Annotated in this window: 14 protein-coding genes and 1 pseudogene; 8 read left to right on the forward strand and 7 right to left on the reverse strand. The window is 63.8% G+C overall.

The window, feature by feature from the left end:
* Positions 1–218 precede the first annotated feature (218 nt).
* Positions 219–1,094 (forward strand): MBL fold metallo-hydrolase, encoded by an 876-nt coding sequence (locus tag ACZY0R_RS32705; RefSeq protein ID WP_488864321.1) that lies wholly within the window; start codon positions 219–221, stop codon positions 1,092–1,094.
* A 252-nt stretch (positions 1,095–1,346) separates the two neighbouring features.
* Here ACZY0R_RS32705 and ACZY0R_RS32710 read toward each other — a convergent pair whose 3' ends face one another.
* The 6 genes from ACZY0R_RS32710 to ACZY0R_RS32735 all read right to left on the reverse strand — a co-directional run bounded on the left by ACZY0R_RS32710 (position 1,347) and on the right by ACZY0R_RS32735 (position 8,562).
* Positions 1,347–3,926, reverse strand: a complete 2,580-nt coding sequence (locus ACZY0R_RS32710) for a penicillin acylase family protein (RefSeq protein WP_488864323.1) — start codon at positions 3,924–3,926, stop codon at positions 1,347–1,349.
* Between the two features lie 205 nt (positions 3,927–4,131).
* Entirely contained in the window at positions 4,132–4,818 is a 687-nt protein-coding gene (locus tag ACZY0R_RS32715) for a Vgb family protein (protein ID WP_488864325.1), read from the reverse strand.
* Positions 4,819–4,853: 35 nt separating this feature from the next.
* On the reverse strand, positions 4,854–6,089 hold the full coding sequence (locus tag ACZY0R_RS32720) for a helix-turn-helix domain-containing protein (protein WP_488864327.1): 1,236 nt from the start codon (positions 6,087–6,089) through the stop codon (positions 4,854–4,856).
* Positions 6,090–6,137: 48 nt separating this feature from the next.
* Entirely contained in the window at positions 6,138–7,007 is an 870-nt protein-coding gene (locus tag ACZY0R_RS32725) for an alpha/beta fold hydrolase (RefSeq protein WP_488864329.1), read from the reverse strand.
* A 28-nt stretch (positions 7,008–7,035) separates the two neighbouring features.
* Positions 7,036–7,515 (reverse strand): methyltransferase domain-containing protein, encoded by a 480-nt coding sequence (locus ACZY0R_RS32730; protein ID WP_488864331.1) that lies wholly within the window; start codon positions 7,513–7,515, stop codon positions 7,036–7,038.
* A 30-nt stretch (positions 7,516–7,545) separates the two neighbouring features.
* Positions 7,546–8,562, reverse strand: a complete 1,017-nt coding sequence (locus ACZY0R_RS32735; RefSeq protein ID WP_488866309.1) for a hypothetical protein — start codon at positions 8,560–8,562, stop codon at positions 7,546–7,548.
* 346 nt (positions 8,563–8,908) lie between these two features.
* On the opposite strand from ACZY0R_RS32735, the gene ACZY0R_RS32740 reads away from it, so the two are divergent.
* From ACZY0R_RS32740 to ACZY0R_RS32760, 5 genes and pseudogenes are all read left to right on the forward strand, one after another.
* Complete coding sequence (locus ACZY0R_RS32740; protein ID WP_488864333.1) at positions 8,909–9,943, forward strand: AraC family transcriptional regulator; 1,035 nt, start codon at positions 8,909–8,911, stop codon at positions 9,941–9,943.
* 253 nt (positions 9,944–10,196) lie between these two features.
* Entirely contained in the window at positions 10,197–10,799 is a 603-nt protein-coding gene (locus ACZY0R_RS32745) for a DUF1326 domain-containing protein (protein WP_488864335.1), read from the forward strand.
* On the forward strand, positions 10,796–11,611 hold the full coding sequence (locus ACZY0R_RS32750; RefSeq protein WP_488864337.1) for a DUF2182 domain-containing protein: 816 nt from the start codon (positions 10,796–10,798) through the stop codon (positions 11,609–11,611). Before ACZY0R_RS32745 ends, ACZY0R_RS32750 begins: the two co-directional genes overlap by 4 nt.
* Entirely contained in the window at positions 11,604–12,479 is an 876-nt protein-coding gene (locus ACZY0R_RS32755) for a DMT family transporter (protein WP_488864339.1), read from the forward strand. Before ACZY0R_RS32750 ends, ACZY0R_RS32755 begins: the two co-directional genes overlap by 8 nt.
* Before the next feature lie 455 nt (positions 12,480–12,934).
* Positions 12,935–13,940 (forward strand): annotated as a pseudogene (locus ACZY0R_RS32760) (aldo/keto reductase).
* Positions 13,941–13,944: 4 nt separating this feature from the next.
* Here ACZY0R_RS32760 and ACZY0R_RS32765 read toward each other — a convergent pair.
* Complete coding sequence (locus ACZY0R_RS32765; protein WP_488864341.1) at positions 13,945–14,817, reverse strand: LysR family transcriptional regulator; 873 nt, start codon at positions 14,815–14,817, stop codon at positions 13,945–13,947.
* Between the two features lie 95 nt (positions 14,818–14,912).
* Between ACZY0R_RS32765 and ACZY0R_RS32770 the strand changes: the two genes are divergently transcribed.
* On the forward strand, positions 14,913–15,791 hold the full coding sequence (locus ACZY0R_RS32770; protein ID WP_488864343.1) for an HpcH/HpaI aldolase/citrate lyase family protein: 879 nt from the start codon (positions 14,913–14,915) through the stop codon (positions 15,789–15,791).
* A gap of 38 nt (positions 15,792–15,829) precedes the next feature.
* Positions 15,830–16,831, forward strand: a complete 1,002-nt coding sequence (locus ACZY0R_RS32775) for a Bug family tripartite tricarboxylate transporter substrate binding protein (RefSeq protein WP_488864345.1) — start codon at positions 15,830–15,832, stop codon at positions 16,829–16,831.
* The last annotated feature ends 25 nt before the right edge of the window (positions 16,832–16,856 follow it).

Consider the following 16,856-nt stretch of genomic DNA (forward strand, 5'->3'; position numbering starts at 1 on the left):
GCGGCATCGCCGGGCCAGCTATCGGCATTGGCGCAAAGCGACACGATCCTCGATAGTGGAGACGTGGTCGCAACCACCGCAATTCGTTGATAACACGGAACGCCAATCGGATGAGGTAACACGATGGCGACCTATATGGCCAGCATCACACGCGAGTCGTCACCCTGGTGCGGCGGCGATGCGGGTCAGCCCGATCGAACCAGAGAGGAGTCCGCGTCATGATTGGTCCTTCCACCAGCTATCGTGTCGGCGACGCGACAATCACACGCGTCACCGAACAGTTGTTTTCACTGAAGACCGGCATGCTCTTTGCGAATTTCGATCCGGCCGTGCTGGACGAGCATCGGGCGTGGCTCGCGCCCCACCATGTCGATGCGAACGAGGAAACCTTCCTGCTTAGCATCCATACTTGGGTCATACGCATGGGCGGTCGCACTATTCTCGTCGACACTGCCAGCGGCAATGGCAAGGACCGGCCTTTCAGCACCATCTTTCATCAGTTGAACACGCCGTATCTCGAGCGCCTCGCAAATGCCGGCGTGCGGCCCGATGAAGTCGACCTCGTTCTGCTCACGCATCTGCATGTCGACCACGTCGGCTGGAATACGTGGAGCGAGAATGGGCGCTGGGTGCCGACTTTCCCGAACGCGCGATATGTGTTCGCGCGTGCGGAGCGCGAGTACTACGACACACCCGCAGCGGCCAATCGACTGATAGTGTTCGAGGACAGCGTGCTGCCCGTCATCGAGGAGCGCCTCGCAGACGAGATCGGCCCGGAAGGCGGCGAGTATATGCCGGGCATCCGCTTTCATCCGACGCCGGGACATAGCGCCGGTCACATGTCAATCGAGATCGACTCGGCTGGCGCACGAGCGCTTTTTTGCGGCGATGTGATGCATCACCCGATTCAGGTGTTCCGCCCGGAGTGGAGTTCCGCATTTTGCGCGGATAAGGACCGTGCAACGGAATCGCGCAAATGGGTGCTCGACTATGCGGCCAACACGGAGGCAACTTTGTTCAGCTCGCATTTCGCTGGTTCTTCAGCGGGTGCTGTGCAGGGGGACGACGGTGGATACCGTTGGCGCTTTGTCTGACGCTCTGCGGGCGCAGCGTAGCTACCGTTCCCCTTCACACTACGGCAAACAACTCGCCGCACAGTTCCAATCGCGGCATTTTTTTCCCCGGCCTCACCCAAAATCCGAGAAATCCGTCCACCGTCAGAACTTTTCTTGAGAGCGACGCGCATGCCCTTGCATGCAAGGTGTTCTGCTTAACGTGACAACACCTACCGTGTCCGACGCCAACGATCAACCCGAGACCGTCAGCCAGACCCTGCCAGCGACGATCTACCGAGGTGCGACCGTGACCTTTTCCTCGCTGCGCGTATGTCGCGCGACCTCGCCCGCCTCCAGGCGCAGCGGCTTGCGGCCGAAGCCAGTATAGAGGGCGAGCTGGTCACTGTAGTGCGGTGAGCGGGTGCCATCCGGCGCGACGAACCCGCTTTGCCCCGGTGCCACCACATCCCATGCCTGCGTCTTGCCGGCAGCGGCGGCACTGCCGAACACGATCAGGTCATTCTCCGTCCCACGGTTCTGGTACTCCGGCACGCGGATGGCTTCGGCCGCATCCGCCTGCGGAATGCCGAAAAAGTTGTTCGCGCGGAAGGTGAGCATCACGGCTGGCGGTTGCCACCGCGCGATATCGTCCCCGTACTTGGCCGACAGCAATGTCCAGGCGTCGCCCAGTGCGGCGCGAATTACGTCGTCTGGCGCAGCGCCGCCAAACAGGTCCACGCGCTGGGGAATGGCCGAGCGAGGTCCCAGCAGCGCCTCATAAAGAACCTTGCTGCCCGTGCTGAGGTTCAGCGAGCCGGTGGGGCCATCCTGCGTCGTCTCGTAGCCGCTGGCCATGTACCACTTGTCGAACGGCGCCGGAACCGCCTTGACGACGGTCCTTGCCAGCATCGACGTGAGCCAGGCATTCATGATGGCCGAGCCGGGCCGGGCGTACTTTCCGGTGTCGCGCGGGTCGTCGTTGATGCCGTTCCAGCCCGCCAGCGTATCGGCAAGGCGGCGGCGCGGGTCATCGGCAGGCAGCGCCGCCGCGGCATTGCGGATGAACGGCAGGAAGTGCCGCACGTTCAGGTCCGAGCGGCTGGTGTCCTTCAGTATCTGCCAGGCATCGTCGCTGTCGAGCGTCGCGTGCGCCTCGATGCGATGCTGGATTTCGACATTGCGGTCCGCTGCGCCCCACAGGAAGGCAAACAGATCAGAGGCCGGGTAGCCCTGCTCAGGCGAGTTGTTCCAGTTGGCGATATAGCCCGAGCGCGGGTTGTAGACCTGCGGGTTGGTGGAGAACGGCAGCACGCCGCGCCAGTCCCATTCCCCGGTACCGGGCACCGGCAGGCGCGGGTCGTGGCCCGTCCGACGATGCGGATAGGCGCCGGTGTGTGCGTATCCGATATTGCCCTGGCGGTCCGCGTAGTACCAATTGATGGTCAGGGCCTGTCGTGCGGCCTGGGCTGTCCAACTCTTCCAGTCATGCGCCTGCGCCTGATGGGTCCACGCCAGGAGCGACTGCACTTCCTTTCCACTCCAGGCGCGTGCCTTGGCATAGGCGGTGTGCGTGGCGTCGTCGCGCTGCATGACGATGCCGTGCACGGTGCGGTAGACGTCGAGTGTCACGGGCGCGCCATCCTTGACGTGGATGATCTCGGAGCGCTTTTGCATCTGCACCCACTTGCCGTTGTGCCAGTAGAAGTCTGGCCGGGTGGGGTCGACGCGCTCGGCGAACATGTCGATGTCGTCGCCGAAGCCGGCAGTCGATCCCCATGAGATCTTGCCGTTGTGGCCAAACAGGATGCAGGGGTAAGCAAACGGCGTATTGCCGACGATATCAAAGCCCGCACCATGCAGGCCAATACCGTAGGTGTAACCAGGGTTGAACCAGCCAAACTGCGGCCCGTTGAGCATGATCGCCTTGGCACCGCGCGCGCGCTGCTTGCCGATCACCCACATATTGCTGGTGGTCGGGAAGCCGGCAAGGCCGTTGGCGCCGCTCTGCGCATACTGGGCGAACACGGTGTCGCGGTTGGCCTGCGCGTCGAGCGCGAGCAGCATGCCGTCGTCGCCGCGCGCGGGCCGCTCCGCCATCGGAAGCGGTCCGTCGTAGCGCGGCAATGTGTATGCAAGGTCACCGGTAGCTGCCGGGGCGCCGAGCCGTATCGGGTAAGTACGCTCGCCGGCGGCGATGGTGGTGACCGCCTTCGGGTTGACGAGCCACTTCAACTGAGTGAACAGATCCATGCCGCGCGCTTCGCCATACCGGTCCTTCAGGGCGGTGAGCAGCGCCAGGTTGTCCACCTCGCTGGTGCTGTCGGAGAAGCGGTTCGCCATGGTGCCGACGAACACCATCGCCACGTCGAATGCGCTCCAGTCTGAAGGCTTGAAGCCGGCATCGTTGAACTGCTTGGGCATCAAGGTGTCGGGCCGCGCACGGACCTGCGCGATCCACGCATTCATCCCGGCGGCATAGCCATCGAGAATGTCGCGCTCCTTTTTCGGCAAGGCTGCAATTTGTTGCTCGATCGCCGCTGGCCAGTAGTTGCCGCGCGTTGCGAGGTCGAACTTGGCGAACTTCTCGCCGAACACCTCGGCCACCGTGCCTTGCGTGCTGCGCTTTGCCATCTCCATCTGGAACAGCCGGTCTTGCGCGACGGCATAGGCATAGCCATAGAAAAGCTTGTAGGCGGTGTCCGCGTAGATATGCGGCACGCCATACTCGTCCCGCTTGATCACGACCTGCTGCGCGGCAGGGGCCGAGGCCGCATGTGCCGTCGCAAGACCAATGGGAATATCCACGATGCCGCCGAGGGCGAGGATGGCGGCAGTCGACGCAACGCAGGCAAGGCGGGGGCGCAGGGGCATGATGTCTCCGGGGTCTCTTTTCTTTATGGCGCCGGCACATCCTAAAATAAACCAACCGATCGGTCAATTAATAATCAAAACCCATCTGCCCCCGCCACTTGTCGCGCGCCGCTTGAGTCCTGCCTCGCAGCTGCATCACTGCCGCCGAGGGTGGCGCGCCTTGTCGTCCTGGCTTGCGCAACCTCGGCCGCGACGGCCGCTTCGATTACTTGCTCCTGGTATCGGCGGCGATCCCGTTGTCCCCGCCAGCCGCGGCGCCTCGCCTGGGTCGGCGGACGGCTCTGACCTTCCCGCTACTCCCGCCACCGCAGAAGAACTGGTCGCCGCCATCGGACTCGAGTCCCGAGATGCCGGCGCCAGGCGGCATCTCGACCTTCTCCTGGACCACGCCCGTTCGAGGATCGATTCGCCTCAGTTCGCTCTGGTCGCCTTCCCAGGTGCCGTGCCAGAGTTCTCCGTCGATCCACGTGACCCCGGTGACAAAGCGGTTGGACTCGATGGTGCGGAGAATCGCCCCGGTCTGGGGATCGACCTGATGGATCTTCCGGTCCCGGTACTGCCCCACCCAGAGCGTTCCTTCGGCCCACGCTAGGCCCGAGTCACCGCCGCTGCCGGGCGCCGGAATCGTGCCAAGTACGCGGCCGGTTGCCGGGTCGATCTTCTGGATGCGATTCTCGGCGATCTGATAGAGGTACTGGCCATCAAAAGCCGTTCCTGCGTGCGCGGCGACATCGATTGAGCGCAGCGTCTTGCCGCTCGCCGGATCGAGGGCGTTCAGCTTGTCTCCGGTAGCGAACCAGACTTGCTGACCGTCATAGGTGACGCCATGCACGTTGTCGATACCTGGAAAGGGTCCGTATTCACGGATGATTTCGGCTGCTGAGTGTTTCATTTCTCTGTCCTCGTCACTGGTTGCATGTGTACATCCTAGTCACTTGGCAGGGGCGCGGGGAGTAACAAGGTCGTCGCGAATCCCGGCACGGGCGGGGTCACCCAGCGACGCGCTCGCCCGTGACCAAACGACTGCACCTTGCCCGCTGCCGCAAGCGCATCGATCGCCCGCTGCACGGTGCGCTGGCTGGCGCCAAGCGCCAGCGCCAGCGCCGAGCTTGACCATGACTCACCGTCGGCAAGGAAGGCGAGCACCGCCGCGTGCTTGTCTTCGACGGGACGCGCCAGCACGACGATTTCGCGCGCGTGGCCCGGCACCAGCGCGAATCCTCGCTTCGTGGCGCTCACGCCGGCCACTTCCCGAAGCACGGTGCGAAGCCGCCCGACTTCAACGCGCAATCGCACGCGATGCGATTCATCGGCGTGCTTCGTCCGGAATGCCTGCGCGATGAGCGTTTCCCGGGGTACGTCTTCGGGCCACGCTTCGGCCAGTGTGCGTGCGAGCGCGAACAACACGGGACGCCTGGCGAGCGAGACCACCTTGCCGGCGTCATGCACGACATTGCGGCATGCGTCCACGACGAGCGCTTTCGACGCCAGCAGCGCTTCCACCTCATCCAGCAGCAGGAGCCGCTCTTCGCCACGCGCAATCAGGCGCGCCGCGGGCGTGTTCAGGATGAGGGACGCGTTTTCAACCTCCGCCGTCAGCGCGGGGATTCCCGCGAGGCGTGCGGCGCGCTGGGCCTGATCGAGCGCGGCGCGCGCCGTTTTCGATTGCAGGCGTCGCATTGCGATCCCGGCGACGACCAGCTCGTGGGCGGTCTTTAATGCAGGCGGAAAGTCGGCAGGTGGAAAGGGCGAAGAGTCGAGCCCGGCGAGCGTATGTTCGGCGTCGTCGAGACGCCCGATCAGGAGGAGGCGCCTGACTTCGAGATACCGCGCATGCGCGGCGTTGACGTGGTCGCCGTGCGCTTCGAGCGTTGATCGTGCTGCGTCGAGCGCCCTGGCGGGCCAGCCCAGGTCGCGCGAGGCGAGTGCGATCTCGGCTTCGGCAATGACACACCTGGCGCGGGCCACGGCTTCTTTCGGGCCGAAGGCGCGCGCCGCGCTTCGCACGAGCGCCTTGGCCCGGGCGAGATCCCCAAGCTGTGCCATCGCGATGCCGCGAAGCGCGAGCGCAGGCGCATCGTCGCGCAAGGCGACCCGGTTCAGCGCGCCAAGGGGGTCACCCGCAGCGAGCGCACGCGCCGCGGCGGTGATCAGCGACTCCATCTACCTGAATCCCGCCACACTTGTCACCCCCCCGTTCGAAGTCCGGCACTAATCTAGCACACGAGCACCAACCAGCACGTCTGTTCCTGAGTCAGGCGAGCGCCAGCCGCGCTCCCGCACTTCCGCACTTCCGATATGCCGCACAATCGCAGCGTTGACTTCGAGCGTATGCGTGAGCGGGCCCATATGACCGGCGCCTTCGATGACAACAAGACTGGCGGCGGGCATGAGTGCAGGCAACGCTTCCGCGATGAGTCGCGTCGGCGCGGGCGCATGTTCGCCCCGCATGATCAACACGGGAAAATCGAGGTCGCCGTATGCGGCCATGGGCGTCGGCTCCTCGATCAGCGCGCGAAAATCCAGCGGTGCTTTCGGCGTCCAGCGTGCCAGCGCGGCTTGCACGGACGGCCGTAGCGCGGCCCACGCGCCCGGGCCGCTCCAGTAGTCGACAAACGACATGGCCGCGCCGATGTAGTCGCCGGTGCATACCGCCTCTGCGGTTTTCGTAGCAATCGCCCGGATCTCGGCGAACGCGGCCGTCCCGTGCGCGCCGATCGCTTTCAGCAGGTGAAAGGCCGACGGCTCATAGAGGGTAAGGCTGGCAATACGATGCGATCGCTCGACAGCCGCATGGAGCGCGACGCCTCCGCCATAGGAGTGACCGACGAGGTGCACCTTGCAACCGGCACGATCGATGATGTCGATCGTTCTCGCCGCCTCGTCTGCCAGGGTAAAGGCGCGCACGCCACTCCATGGGCCAGAGCTGTCGCAGCCGTAATGCTCGGGTGCAAAGAGCGCGTGGCACGGGTCGAGCGCGCTGCCAAGCAGCCGCCATTGTCCCGCACCCGCACCCGAGCAATGCAATGCGATCACGGGCGTCGGGTTCACCGTCGTTGGGTTACGGATCTGCACGTCCATCACTGTCTCCAATCAAGTCGCGGTTTTGTCAGTGGTCGATTTTTCGGCGCCCCGAGACCTTCAGATGCCGCGATCTCCTTCGGGCCGCCGACACCAATCCGGCATGTACCGTGACGATCTCACCCAGTCCGGCTTCTGCAGCGGCAGTCTTTGCGACATCCCGCATCGCGGGTGTCATGTCGACGCCGATGGCACGGCCGCCCGGTCCCACGCGACGCGCTGCCAGCAGCAGGTCCATGCCTGCGCCGCAGGCGTGGTCCAGGACCGTCTCGCCAGGATGGATCGGACCGATGCGCAGCGGATTGCCGACACCTGCGAAACGAGCGGTGCTTGCATCCGGCAGCGAGGCTAGCTCGTCCGGGTCATATCGAAGGTACTCGACTGCGTAACGCGGGCCGCGATGAAAGTGAAATTCGCCGGTGGGGTCGCGCGCGACACGGTCGTAGGTTGCGAGGACCCGCGCGCGCAAAGCAGCGACGTCGAAACCGTCGGGAGATGTCATTGCCATGATGTTGGACTCCGTGTTATCGATTGCCTGTCAGCCCATGATCGGCGCCAGCGCGGCGCCGATCCGGCGCGCTTGCGCCGGCGAGATCATTGCGTTGAGCGTTTTGTCGAAGCGCGGGATCTGCACGCCCGACACGATGTATTGGAAGCGATAGGCGGCAAGGACGGTGTTCATCACGGTATCCTTCTCGACCGTTGTCGTGGGCCGGTTGCAAAGTTCGATGAAGTAGCGCGTGTCTGCTGCCGCCTGGGCTTGCAGAATGGCATCGATGGCGCCGACCAGCGCAATCAGGTCGTCCACGGCCGCATCGCGTGCTTGCGGCGAAAGTTTCGCGTTCTCACGGACCCATTCCAGTTCATCCAGAATCGCGTGCTGCGACTCCTCTTTCCAGTGGAACAGGAACACATCCTTGAACAGGGGTGAGAGCTCGTTGTCCGGCTCAATGCTGGCCCGGTAGTGGGCTTGCGTGAACAGTTCAATGAGGCAGGTCAGCGCGAGCACCGACCAGGTCGACTTGCCCAGTACGAACGACGCGACGTCATCGGGCTGCGGTTCGAACTTGTATCCCGCGGGCATCCGGGCGCCGATCATGGTCTCGATACGGCGAAACAGCGCCTGGTGCTTTAGCTCTTCGTCGGTGAAGCGAACCAGCGCCTCAAGTGCGATCTGGTTGCCAAGCCAGTGGTCGCGGCTCACCTCAAGCATCTTGGCGCCGATGAACCGCTCGACCAGGCCGAAGATATTGGCATACGAGCGACCCTGGATCTGCGACAGCAGGCGGCGCTCGTTGCCGTTCAGGAACGGCAGGCGATCGACGAACGACAGGCCATCTGGCAGGAATTTCTTCGTGAAGTCGAAATCCCGATGGCGAAGCACGTCGCGATCAATGTCCCACCGGACGCGCCTGGACACTTCCACGCATTTGGCGTAGCGCGCGGAATCGACGTAAGGTTGTGAGAGAGGTGGTTGAACACCGGCAACGGCATGCCGGATCCTGAGGGCGGCGGGATCGGTATCGGGCAGAGAAGGTGAATGGACTGCGGACATGACGGTTCTCCTTGGGAGACGGGGCTGGGGTTGGGGTTGCAGCTGGTGCTGCTGTAAAAATGCGGTCGAGGGACTATTAAGGTCCGACGCCGTCGCACGGTGCACGGTGCACGCCGGTGCATTCGCAAATCGCCAGGTTCGTCTGGAGTAGGCGCATACAACGCGTGCATCACCCGCCTGATTCGCGGAGAACGCCACAACCCTTATTGCTGCCCTGCTTCAATCGAATCTTCTTGCGTGTGTTGGCCTTCAGGCACGGTGCTAGTATCCTGACGGTAAGCGCGCGATTGAATAGCCGGTCCTCCGGATTTCTTGTGCGTGGCCCCAACATTGGGCAACCGGTGCCATGGATGCTCTCTCCGATGTGTTGCGCGTCATCCAGTTGACGGGGGCAGTTCACCTCGACGGCAGCTTTTCGGCGCCCTGGTGCGTCATCGGGCAGGCTGATTCGGCGCTTTGCTCGGCATACCTGCCGCCCTCCGAGAACGTCGTCTCGTTCCATCTCGTGACAGAAGGAAGGTGCTGGGCGATGCTGCCAGGCGAACCGGCGAGCACGCTGCAGGTGGAGGCAGGCGATGTCATCGTGGTACCGCAGGGCGAGACCCACGTGTTAGGCAGTTCCACCGATCTGTTGCCGGAATTCCTGGCGCCGATACTGGCCAGTCGTGTCCAGGCGAAACCGGGTGAAGTCATGACACTCGTCCACGGCGGCGGTGGCGAACTCACTCGCATGGTGTGCGGCTTTCTCTCCATGCAGGATAATTCACGCAACCCCCTGCTTTCCGCGCTGCCCAGGCTGTTCAAGGTGAGCATGCGCGGATCCGGCGCGTCGTGGCTCGAATCGTCGCTACGCTTCGCCACCGAGGAGGCGGCCTCCGCGCAGGCGGGCAGCGCCACGGTGCTGGCCAAGCTTGCTGAGCTGATGTTCGTCGAAGCGGTTCGCCGTTACGTCGGCACGATGGCCGATGATCGCAAGGGGTGGCTGGCGGGATTACGTGATCGCTTCGTCGCGCGAGCACTCGCGCTGATGCATGCGCGGCCGGTGTACGCCTGGACCGTGGAAGCTCTCGCCCGCGAAGTTGGCATCTCGCGTTCGGGGCTGGCACAGCGCTTTACCGAACTGGTCGGGCTACCACCGATGCAATATCTGGCGCTGTGGCGCCTGCAGCTCGCCGCGCGGCAGCTTCGACTCACTGATTCGTCGCTGGCGTCGATCGCCGAGGCTGCCGGGTACGAATCGGAAGCCTCATTCAATCGCGCGTTCAAGCGGGAATTCGGCAAGCCACCCGCGACATGGCGCAGGAATACGATCACGATCGGCGCCGCGCCCCGGGACAAAGCCCCCTCCGACGACGGTCATCCGCCGGCAAGCGAATCATGAAATTACTGGAAAATCACACCGAGCCGCAATCCGTGTCGCGTTGGTGCGCCCAAAGCGGGCCTCTAATGAGCCAGTTCGACAGCCCCGGTGAGAATGGCCGGCTGCACTCGCCCGACCGCCTGCCCGACCGTCATTGACCTTGACTTGTCCCCCCCCGTAGCAGAGGATTGATTTGCTACTTGTCGCCGTGACTTGCGGCAACAGGCCGGTGTTCGTCTACCTGTGTACCTGTGTACCTTCAACGGAGGTCCATATGAGCTATCACCTGGAAGGTCGCCTGCTCGAGGTTTGCAACTGCAACGTCCTCTGCCCCTGCTGGATCGGCGAAGACCCTGACAACGGCACCTGCGACACCATCATCGCGTGGCGCATCGACAAGGGAACGGTCGACGGCGTCGATGTCAGCGGCAATACCATCGCGGCTGTCGCGCATGTGCCCGGCAATATCCTGCAAGGCAACTGGACGGCAGCGATCTACGTCGACGACAATGCCTCCAAAGAGCAGGAAGATGCACTCCTGAAAGTCTACACCGGTCAGGCCGGCGGGCCGGTCGCCGAGCTCGCCAAGCTCATCGGCACGGTCGTATCCGTGGAGCGGGCGCCGATCACCTTCACAGTAGTCGCGGGCAAGGGCACACTCGAGATCGGCCAGAACTACTTCGCCGAGCTCGAGCCCTATCTCGGCGCGACGGGAGGCCAGACCACCCTCTCCGACACGGTGTTCTCGACGGTGCCGGGGGCTCCCGTATTTGTTGGCAAAGCCCCGACCTATCGCTCCAAGAACGCCGCCCTCGGCATAGACCTCGACATCAAGAACCACAACGCCCTGCAAAGCACCTTCGTCTTCGACGCATGAGCCCGACGGCAGGCCCACCGCAGTCCGGCGCCTCGCGCCATCAGCGCGTGTTCCTGCCGATCCTGGCCGCGCTGATTGCGCTCGCCTGGGCGGCATTGTGGGCTTGGACTCGCACGCCATACGGACGCTATCTTGAGCACGGTGACTGGACCGCATCGGGACCGGCGGCATTCTTGTGCCGCGTCGTTCCCGCCGGCGATGTAGTCGTGCCGGTGGTGCTCTACGCCGCTGCGTGGATCCTCATGACGGCGGCCATGATGCTGCCGACGACCTTGCCGTTGTTCAACGCCTTCGATCGGTTGACGGCCCGGCGCCCGGACCATGTGCGACTGCTCATGCTGCTCGTCCTCGGCTACATGACGGTGTGGGGAGCCTTCGGGCTTCTGGCGCATGCACTACACAGTGCAGTGCTATCCCTGCTCGCCAGCGTACCCGGCCTGGCCTGGCATGGCTGGCTGATCGGCGCCGCGATCATTGCCCTGGCCGGCGCCTTTCAGTTCAGCAGGCTCAAGTACCGGTGCCTGGAGAAGTGCCGCACGCCCTTGAGCTTCGTCATCGAGCGCTGGCGTGGACATGCGCACGCGTGGCACGCGTTCGCGCTTGGCGCGCAGCATGGCCTGTACTGCGTCGGCTGCTGCTGGGCGCTGATGCTGCTGATGTTCGCACTCGGCACCGGCAGCCTCGGCTGGATGCTCCTGCTTGCGGCCGTGATGGCGATTGAAAAGAACGTGGGCTGGGGCCGCCGTCTCAGCACACCGCTCGGTGTCGCGCTGTTGTCTTGGGCAGTCGTCCTGGTGACAACCCATGCGTGAAGAGCCCCGTGGCGTGCCGGCCTCGCAGACGATCATCCTTACCGTGGCGGCGATGCTTGCCTTCGCGGCCAATTCACTGTTGTGCCGCCTTGCGTTGCAGCAAGGGCATATCGATCCGGCCAGCTTTGGCAGCATCAGGCTGGTTTCCGGAGCGATCACGCTCGCGTTCATCGTACGGATCAGGCCGGAGCGGTTCGCGCGCGGCCATACCGACTGGCGCGCCGCGACGATGTTGCTTGCCTACGTCACATTCTTCTCCTTCGCGTACCTCACCTTGCCCGCGGGCACGGGCGCGTTGATTCTCTTCGGTGCGGTGCAACTGACCATGTTCAGCGTGGGCTTTCGCTCGGGCGAGAGGTTCGGACCCATCGCCTCGCTTGGTCTCGCGCTGGCGGTCGCGGGGCTCGTCTACCTGGTCTCGCCGGGTGTCGCCGCCCCGCCACCACTCGGCGCTGCATTGATGGCGATCGCTGGCGTAGCGTGGGGCGTGTACTCGCTGCGCGGCCGCGGAGTGGCCGACCCGCTAGCCGCCACGGCGGGCAACTTCGCGCGGGCGGCGCCGCTCGCCCTCGTGCTGAGCTTGCTGCTCGTCGCCAACGCGTACACGGACAAGGCCGGGGTTGCCCTGGCCATGGCCTCCGGCGCACTGACGTCCGGCATCGGGTATGTCATCTGGTATGCGGCGCTGAGCAACCTTTCTGCCATGCGCGCCGCCACCGTACAGTTGTCGGTGCCGCTGATCGCTGCATTTGGCGGCGTGGCGTTCCTGTCGGAAGCGATCACACCACGCCTGGCTGCTTCCTCCGCGGCGATCCTCGGCGGCATTGCGATGGTGTTGTTCAGCAGGTCGCGCAAGCCGCGCCCTTAGCCTATGACACCTGTGCGCAATGGGCTTGCACATCTACTACCCCAGCCGCCGGCAGACCTCGAGAGTCCTGTCTCTGGTCGTCGACACTTTGCGCTACCGTGCATAGCTGCGTGTCGATCGTATAGTCCCCGGCGAACATACAAGGCCTCCGAGGATCCGCGCAACGATCTGGTGGCACTATCGCGGAGAGCACGTCAACGCGCGGCATATCCTGATGCGTCACCTTTAGCTCCGCTGCGGCTGGACGCCGGAGACCCGGAGCATTCATGAATGCAGTTCATAGGGCTTGCGGCTTTTTGATCTCAATCGTCGCACGGGCTTCTGATACAAAAGAAGCTGCTGAATCCGCCGGCATGGCAGCGAGGCGCCTCGCCGCCTCAAGCTCAGCGGGGCTGCGCAAGACGAGGCCACGAGAGTTCGCCAGCAGGGCGAGGCACACTATGGATAAGAGCATGATGGACTATCGCTATCTGGGCCGCAGCGCCCTCAAGGTATCGCCCCTATGCCTGGGGGCAATGATGTTCGGTGGAGAAACCGACGAGCCGACGTCGAAACGCATAATCGGGAAGGCATTTGACCAGCGCGTCAACTTCATCGATACGGCGGACGTCTACCACGCCGGCCGGTCAGAGGAGATCGTCGGCCGGGCGACCGCCGATCGGCGCGACAGCTGGGTCATTGCGACCAAGTTCGGCCACCCGACGGCACAGGGCCCCAATGAGCAGGGTCAGTTCGCGAAAATGGATCCATCAATCGGTCGAGGCAAGCCTGAAACGGCTCGGCACTGACTATATCGACATCCTGTATTTTCATCGGGCAATCGCCGATGTTCCCCTTGAAGAAGGCATTCGCGCCGTCGGTGATTTGATCCGCCAGGGAAAGGTACGCTATTTCGGCGTTTCAAACTTCCGTGGCTGGCGCATTGCCGAGGTCGTGCGCATCGCCGACCGGCTTGGCATTGATCGCCCCGTGGCGAGCGAGCCGCTCTACAACATCGCCGACCGCACAGCCGAGGTTGCGCAATTGCCCGCCGCCGCGCACCATGGGCTCGGGGTTGTGCCGTACAGCCCCTTGGCTCGCGGGGTTCTCAGCGGCAAGTACGCCGTGGATGCACCGCCTCCGGCCGACAGCCGCGCGGGCCGCGGCGACAAACGCATTCAGCAGACGGAATGGCGGCCGGAGTCCCTGAAGCTCGCGCAAGCGATTGCCGCGCACGCCGCGGAGCGCGGCACGACGTCCATCTCCTTTGCCTTGGCATGGATACTCAGCAACAAACTCGTCAGCGCGACCATCGCAGGGCCCCGTACCGAGGCGCAGTGGGACTGCTATGTCGAAGCCCTGTCGCTTCAGCTCGGTCCGGACGACGAGCGCTTTGTCGATGGCCTGGTCCGACCCGGCCACGCATCGACACCGGGCTATACCGATCCCGGATATCCGGTTGAAGGCCGCAAGACAGCCTGAGCGGCTACCGTGCCGCGAGGCGAGCCTGCTCAAGGAACGATACGATCAAACGGGCACGGGGCGACGTCCTTCGCCATAGCACACCGAACCGGCGTGGTTCCGGTTCCGAGGGCAGCGAGATCTTGGCAATGTGCAGCGCCGCCGTCAGCGGAGACGCGACGTCCGGGACCAGCGACACGCCCAGGCCGCGATCCACCATCATCGCGATCGCGAGCAGGGAACTGAGTTCGAAGCGTTCTTGCGACGGGGCAATGCCGGCCTTGCGCAGGTATTCGTCTGCCTGCTTCCCGCCGCCGAGGGTTCTGTCATATCGGATGAGCGGCCTGGTTCGCAGAAGCTCGTGGGGGTCGGCCTTCTTGTCACGCTCCGCAGCGAGCACGACCAACGGTTCCTGGCGAAGCAGTTCCCATGCGATCGCCTTCGGCATCGAAAAGGGCGGATGCAGGCAGACGGCGGCATCGAGATCCGATCGCTTGACCGCGTCATACAACTCGCTCGACATGGCCGACTGTATGTAGACAGACACGCGCGGGTGTTCGGCTGTAAAGCGCGCCAACGCGTCTGGCAGGAGGCTGTGGAGCGCGGTATTGATCGTCCCGATACGAAGCTCGCGAATTTCATCGGCCTGGCTGATCCATCCTTTCAGGCTGTCCACTTCCCTGAGCAGGGGACCGCAGCGTTCTGCCAGACGGCTCCCGGACTCCGTGGGCGCAACCGTCCTGCCGGCCCGTCCCAGGAGCCGGGTGCCGAGTTCTCGTTCAAGCACCTGAATCTGCTGGGAAATCGCCGCCGGAGTGACGTCAAGCCGTCTTGCAGCCTCGGCCAGCGAGCCGGTCTCGACAACCAGGGCGAAAGCCCGCAGATAGGCGGTTTCCATACAATTTCTATTGAGCGAACGTAGGAAAGCATAGTTTATCTTTGTTATAGATAGTATGACACTGCATCTCATCCCACAGAGCTAGGTGTTTGGCCATGAGAAGCAAGCTTTTTGTCCCCGGTTCGCGCCCCGAGTTTTTCCCAAAAGCGCTGGCAAGCGATGCGGACGCGCTGTCCTTCGACCTGGAGGATGCCGTTGCCGAAGACAGGAAAGCCGAAGCCAGATCCCTCCTGTCACGGCTCCTGCGCTCCGCCGAGGCACGGAGCGCTGGCAAGACGCTCATCGTCCGCGTCAATGGCATTGCCACGGGGCATTTCAAAGCGGATCTTGCCGCAGTCGTAGTGCCAGGATTGCATCTGGTCAACGTGCCCAAGCCGGAGACCGCCGACGACGTCCGGCACGCGGTTGAGGCAGTCGAACAAGCGGAACGGGCCAACGGCTTTACCGAAGCCGACACCAAAGTCCGGTTGCTGCTCAATATCGAATCGCCGGCGGCGTTGCGCCGCGCTGCCGAACTGGCAAGCGCGCATCCACGCGTCGCCGGCCTTCAACTCGGGCTTGGAGATCTCTTCGAACCCATCGGCATTCACCGGCGCAATCCCGCGGCCATCGCAACGGCCATGTTCGCCGTGCGCATGGCCGCGGGAGAGGCCAACGTCTTTGCCTACGACACGGTGTTCGCCAATATCCGGGATACCGAAGGCTTCCGTGCCGAGGCGGAGATGTCCATGCACCTGGGCTTTCTTGGCAAAAGCTGCATCCACCCGAGCCAGATCGCGCTGGCCAACGAAGTGTATCGCCCGTCCGACGAAGAGATCGCGCATTCGATGCGGGTCGTGGCCGCCGCCGCCGAGGCGCATGCAAAAGGGATCGGGGCCTACGTCGTTGATGGAAAGATGATCGACCCACCCTTTGTCAGGCGTGCGCAGGCCATTGTCGATATCGGCAAGCGGCTGGGGCTGATCGCTGCCTGACCGGACTGTACAAAAATCAGACTGACAGGAGACAAAGCATGAACACGTCATCTTCAAGCGGGGCCGCAGGACGCTTTGCGCTGATCGCCGCACTCGCCGCAGTCGGTGCGCTCACCGCTTCGCCTCATGCGGGCGCGGAGAGCGCGTATCCGTCCAAGCCCGTCACCATCGTCGTTCCCTATCCGCCCGGCGGCTCGAATGATACCTTCGCGCGGATCGTGGCGAAGGAGATCGGCGAGGACCTGAAGCAGCCCGTGATCATCGACAACCGGCCCGGCGCGAGCGGCAACACGGGGACCGGCATCGTGGCGAAGGCGACCCCGGATGGCTATACCCTGGTCGCGGTGTCCTCGAGCATGACGACCAACGCTGCGGTGCAGAGCAAACTGCCCTATGACGCGATCAAGAGCTTCTCCCCGGTAGCGATGCTGGCCCAGGGCCCATTCATCGTGGCTGTCAGCAATGAGTTCCCTGCCAGGAGTCCGCAGGACCTTGTGAACGCGATCCGGGCGAATCCGGGCAAATTCAACTATGCGTCTTCCGGGCCAGGGAGCGTCAATCAGTTCGGCACCGAGTTGCTCAAGGCCAAGGCCGGAAAGCTCGCCATCACGCATGTCCCCTACCGGGGCATGGGACCCGCCATCACTGACCTGATCGGCAACCAGACGCAGGTGCTGATCTCGAGCGGACCGTCGCTGCTGCCCATGGTCAGGGCCGGCAAGGTACGGGCCGTAGGCATTACCAGCCTGAAACCAAGCCCCATCGCACCCGACCTGGTACCCATGGCGAGCGCCGTTCCCGGCTACGAGTTTGAACTCTGGTGGGGCTTTCTCGCGCCCGCGGGAACGCCGGAGGCAGTCATTGCGCGGATCAATGGGGCCGTGAACAAGGCTCTGGCAAAGCCATCCGTCAAGGCAGCGATCCTCAACGAAGGCGCCGAGGCAAAGCCCGGCACCCCCAAGCAGTTTGCAGAGACGATCGCTGCCGATGTTGCCAGGTGGAAGCAGCTTGCCAGGCAGCAGAACATTGTCGCGGACTGAATGTCCAGTTGAATCCGGAGGCTGT

The organism is Cupriavidus sp. F041 (genome assembly GCF_057814235.1).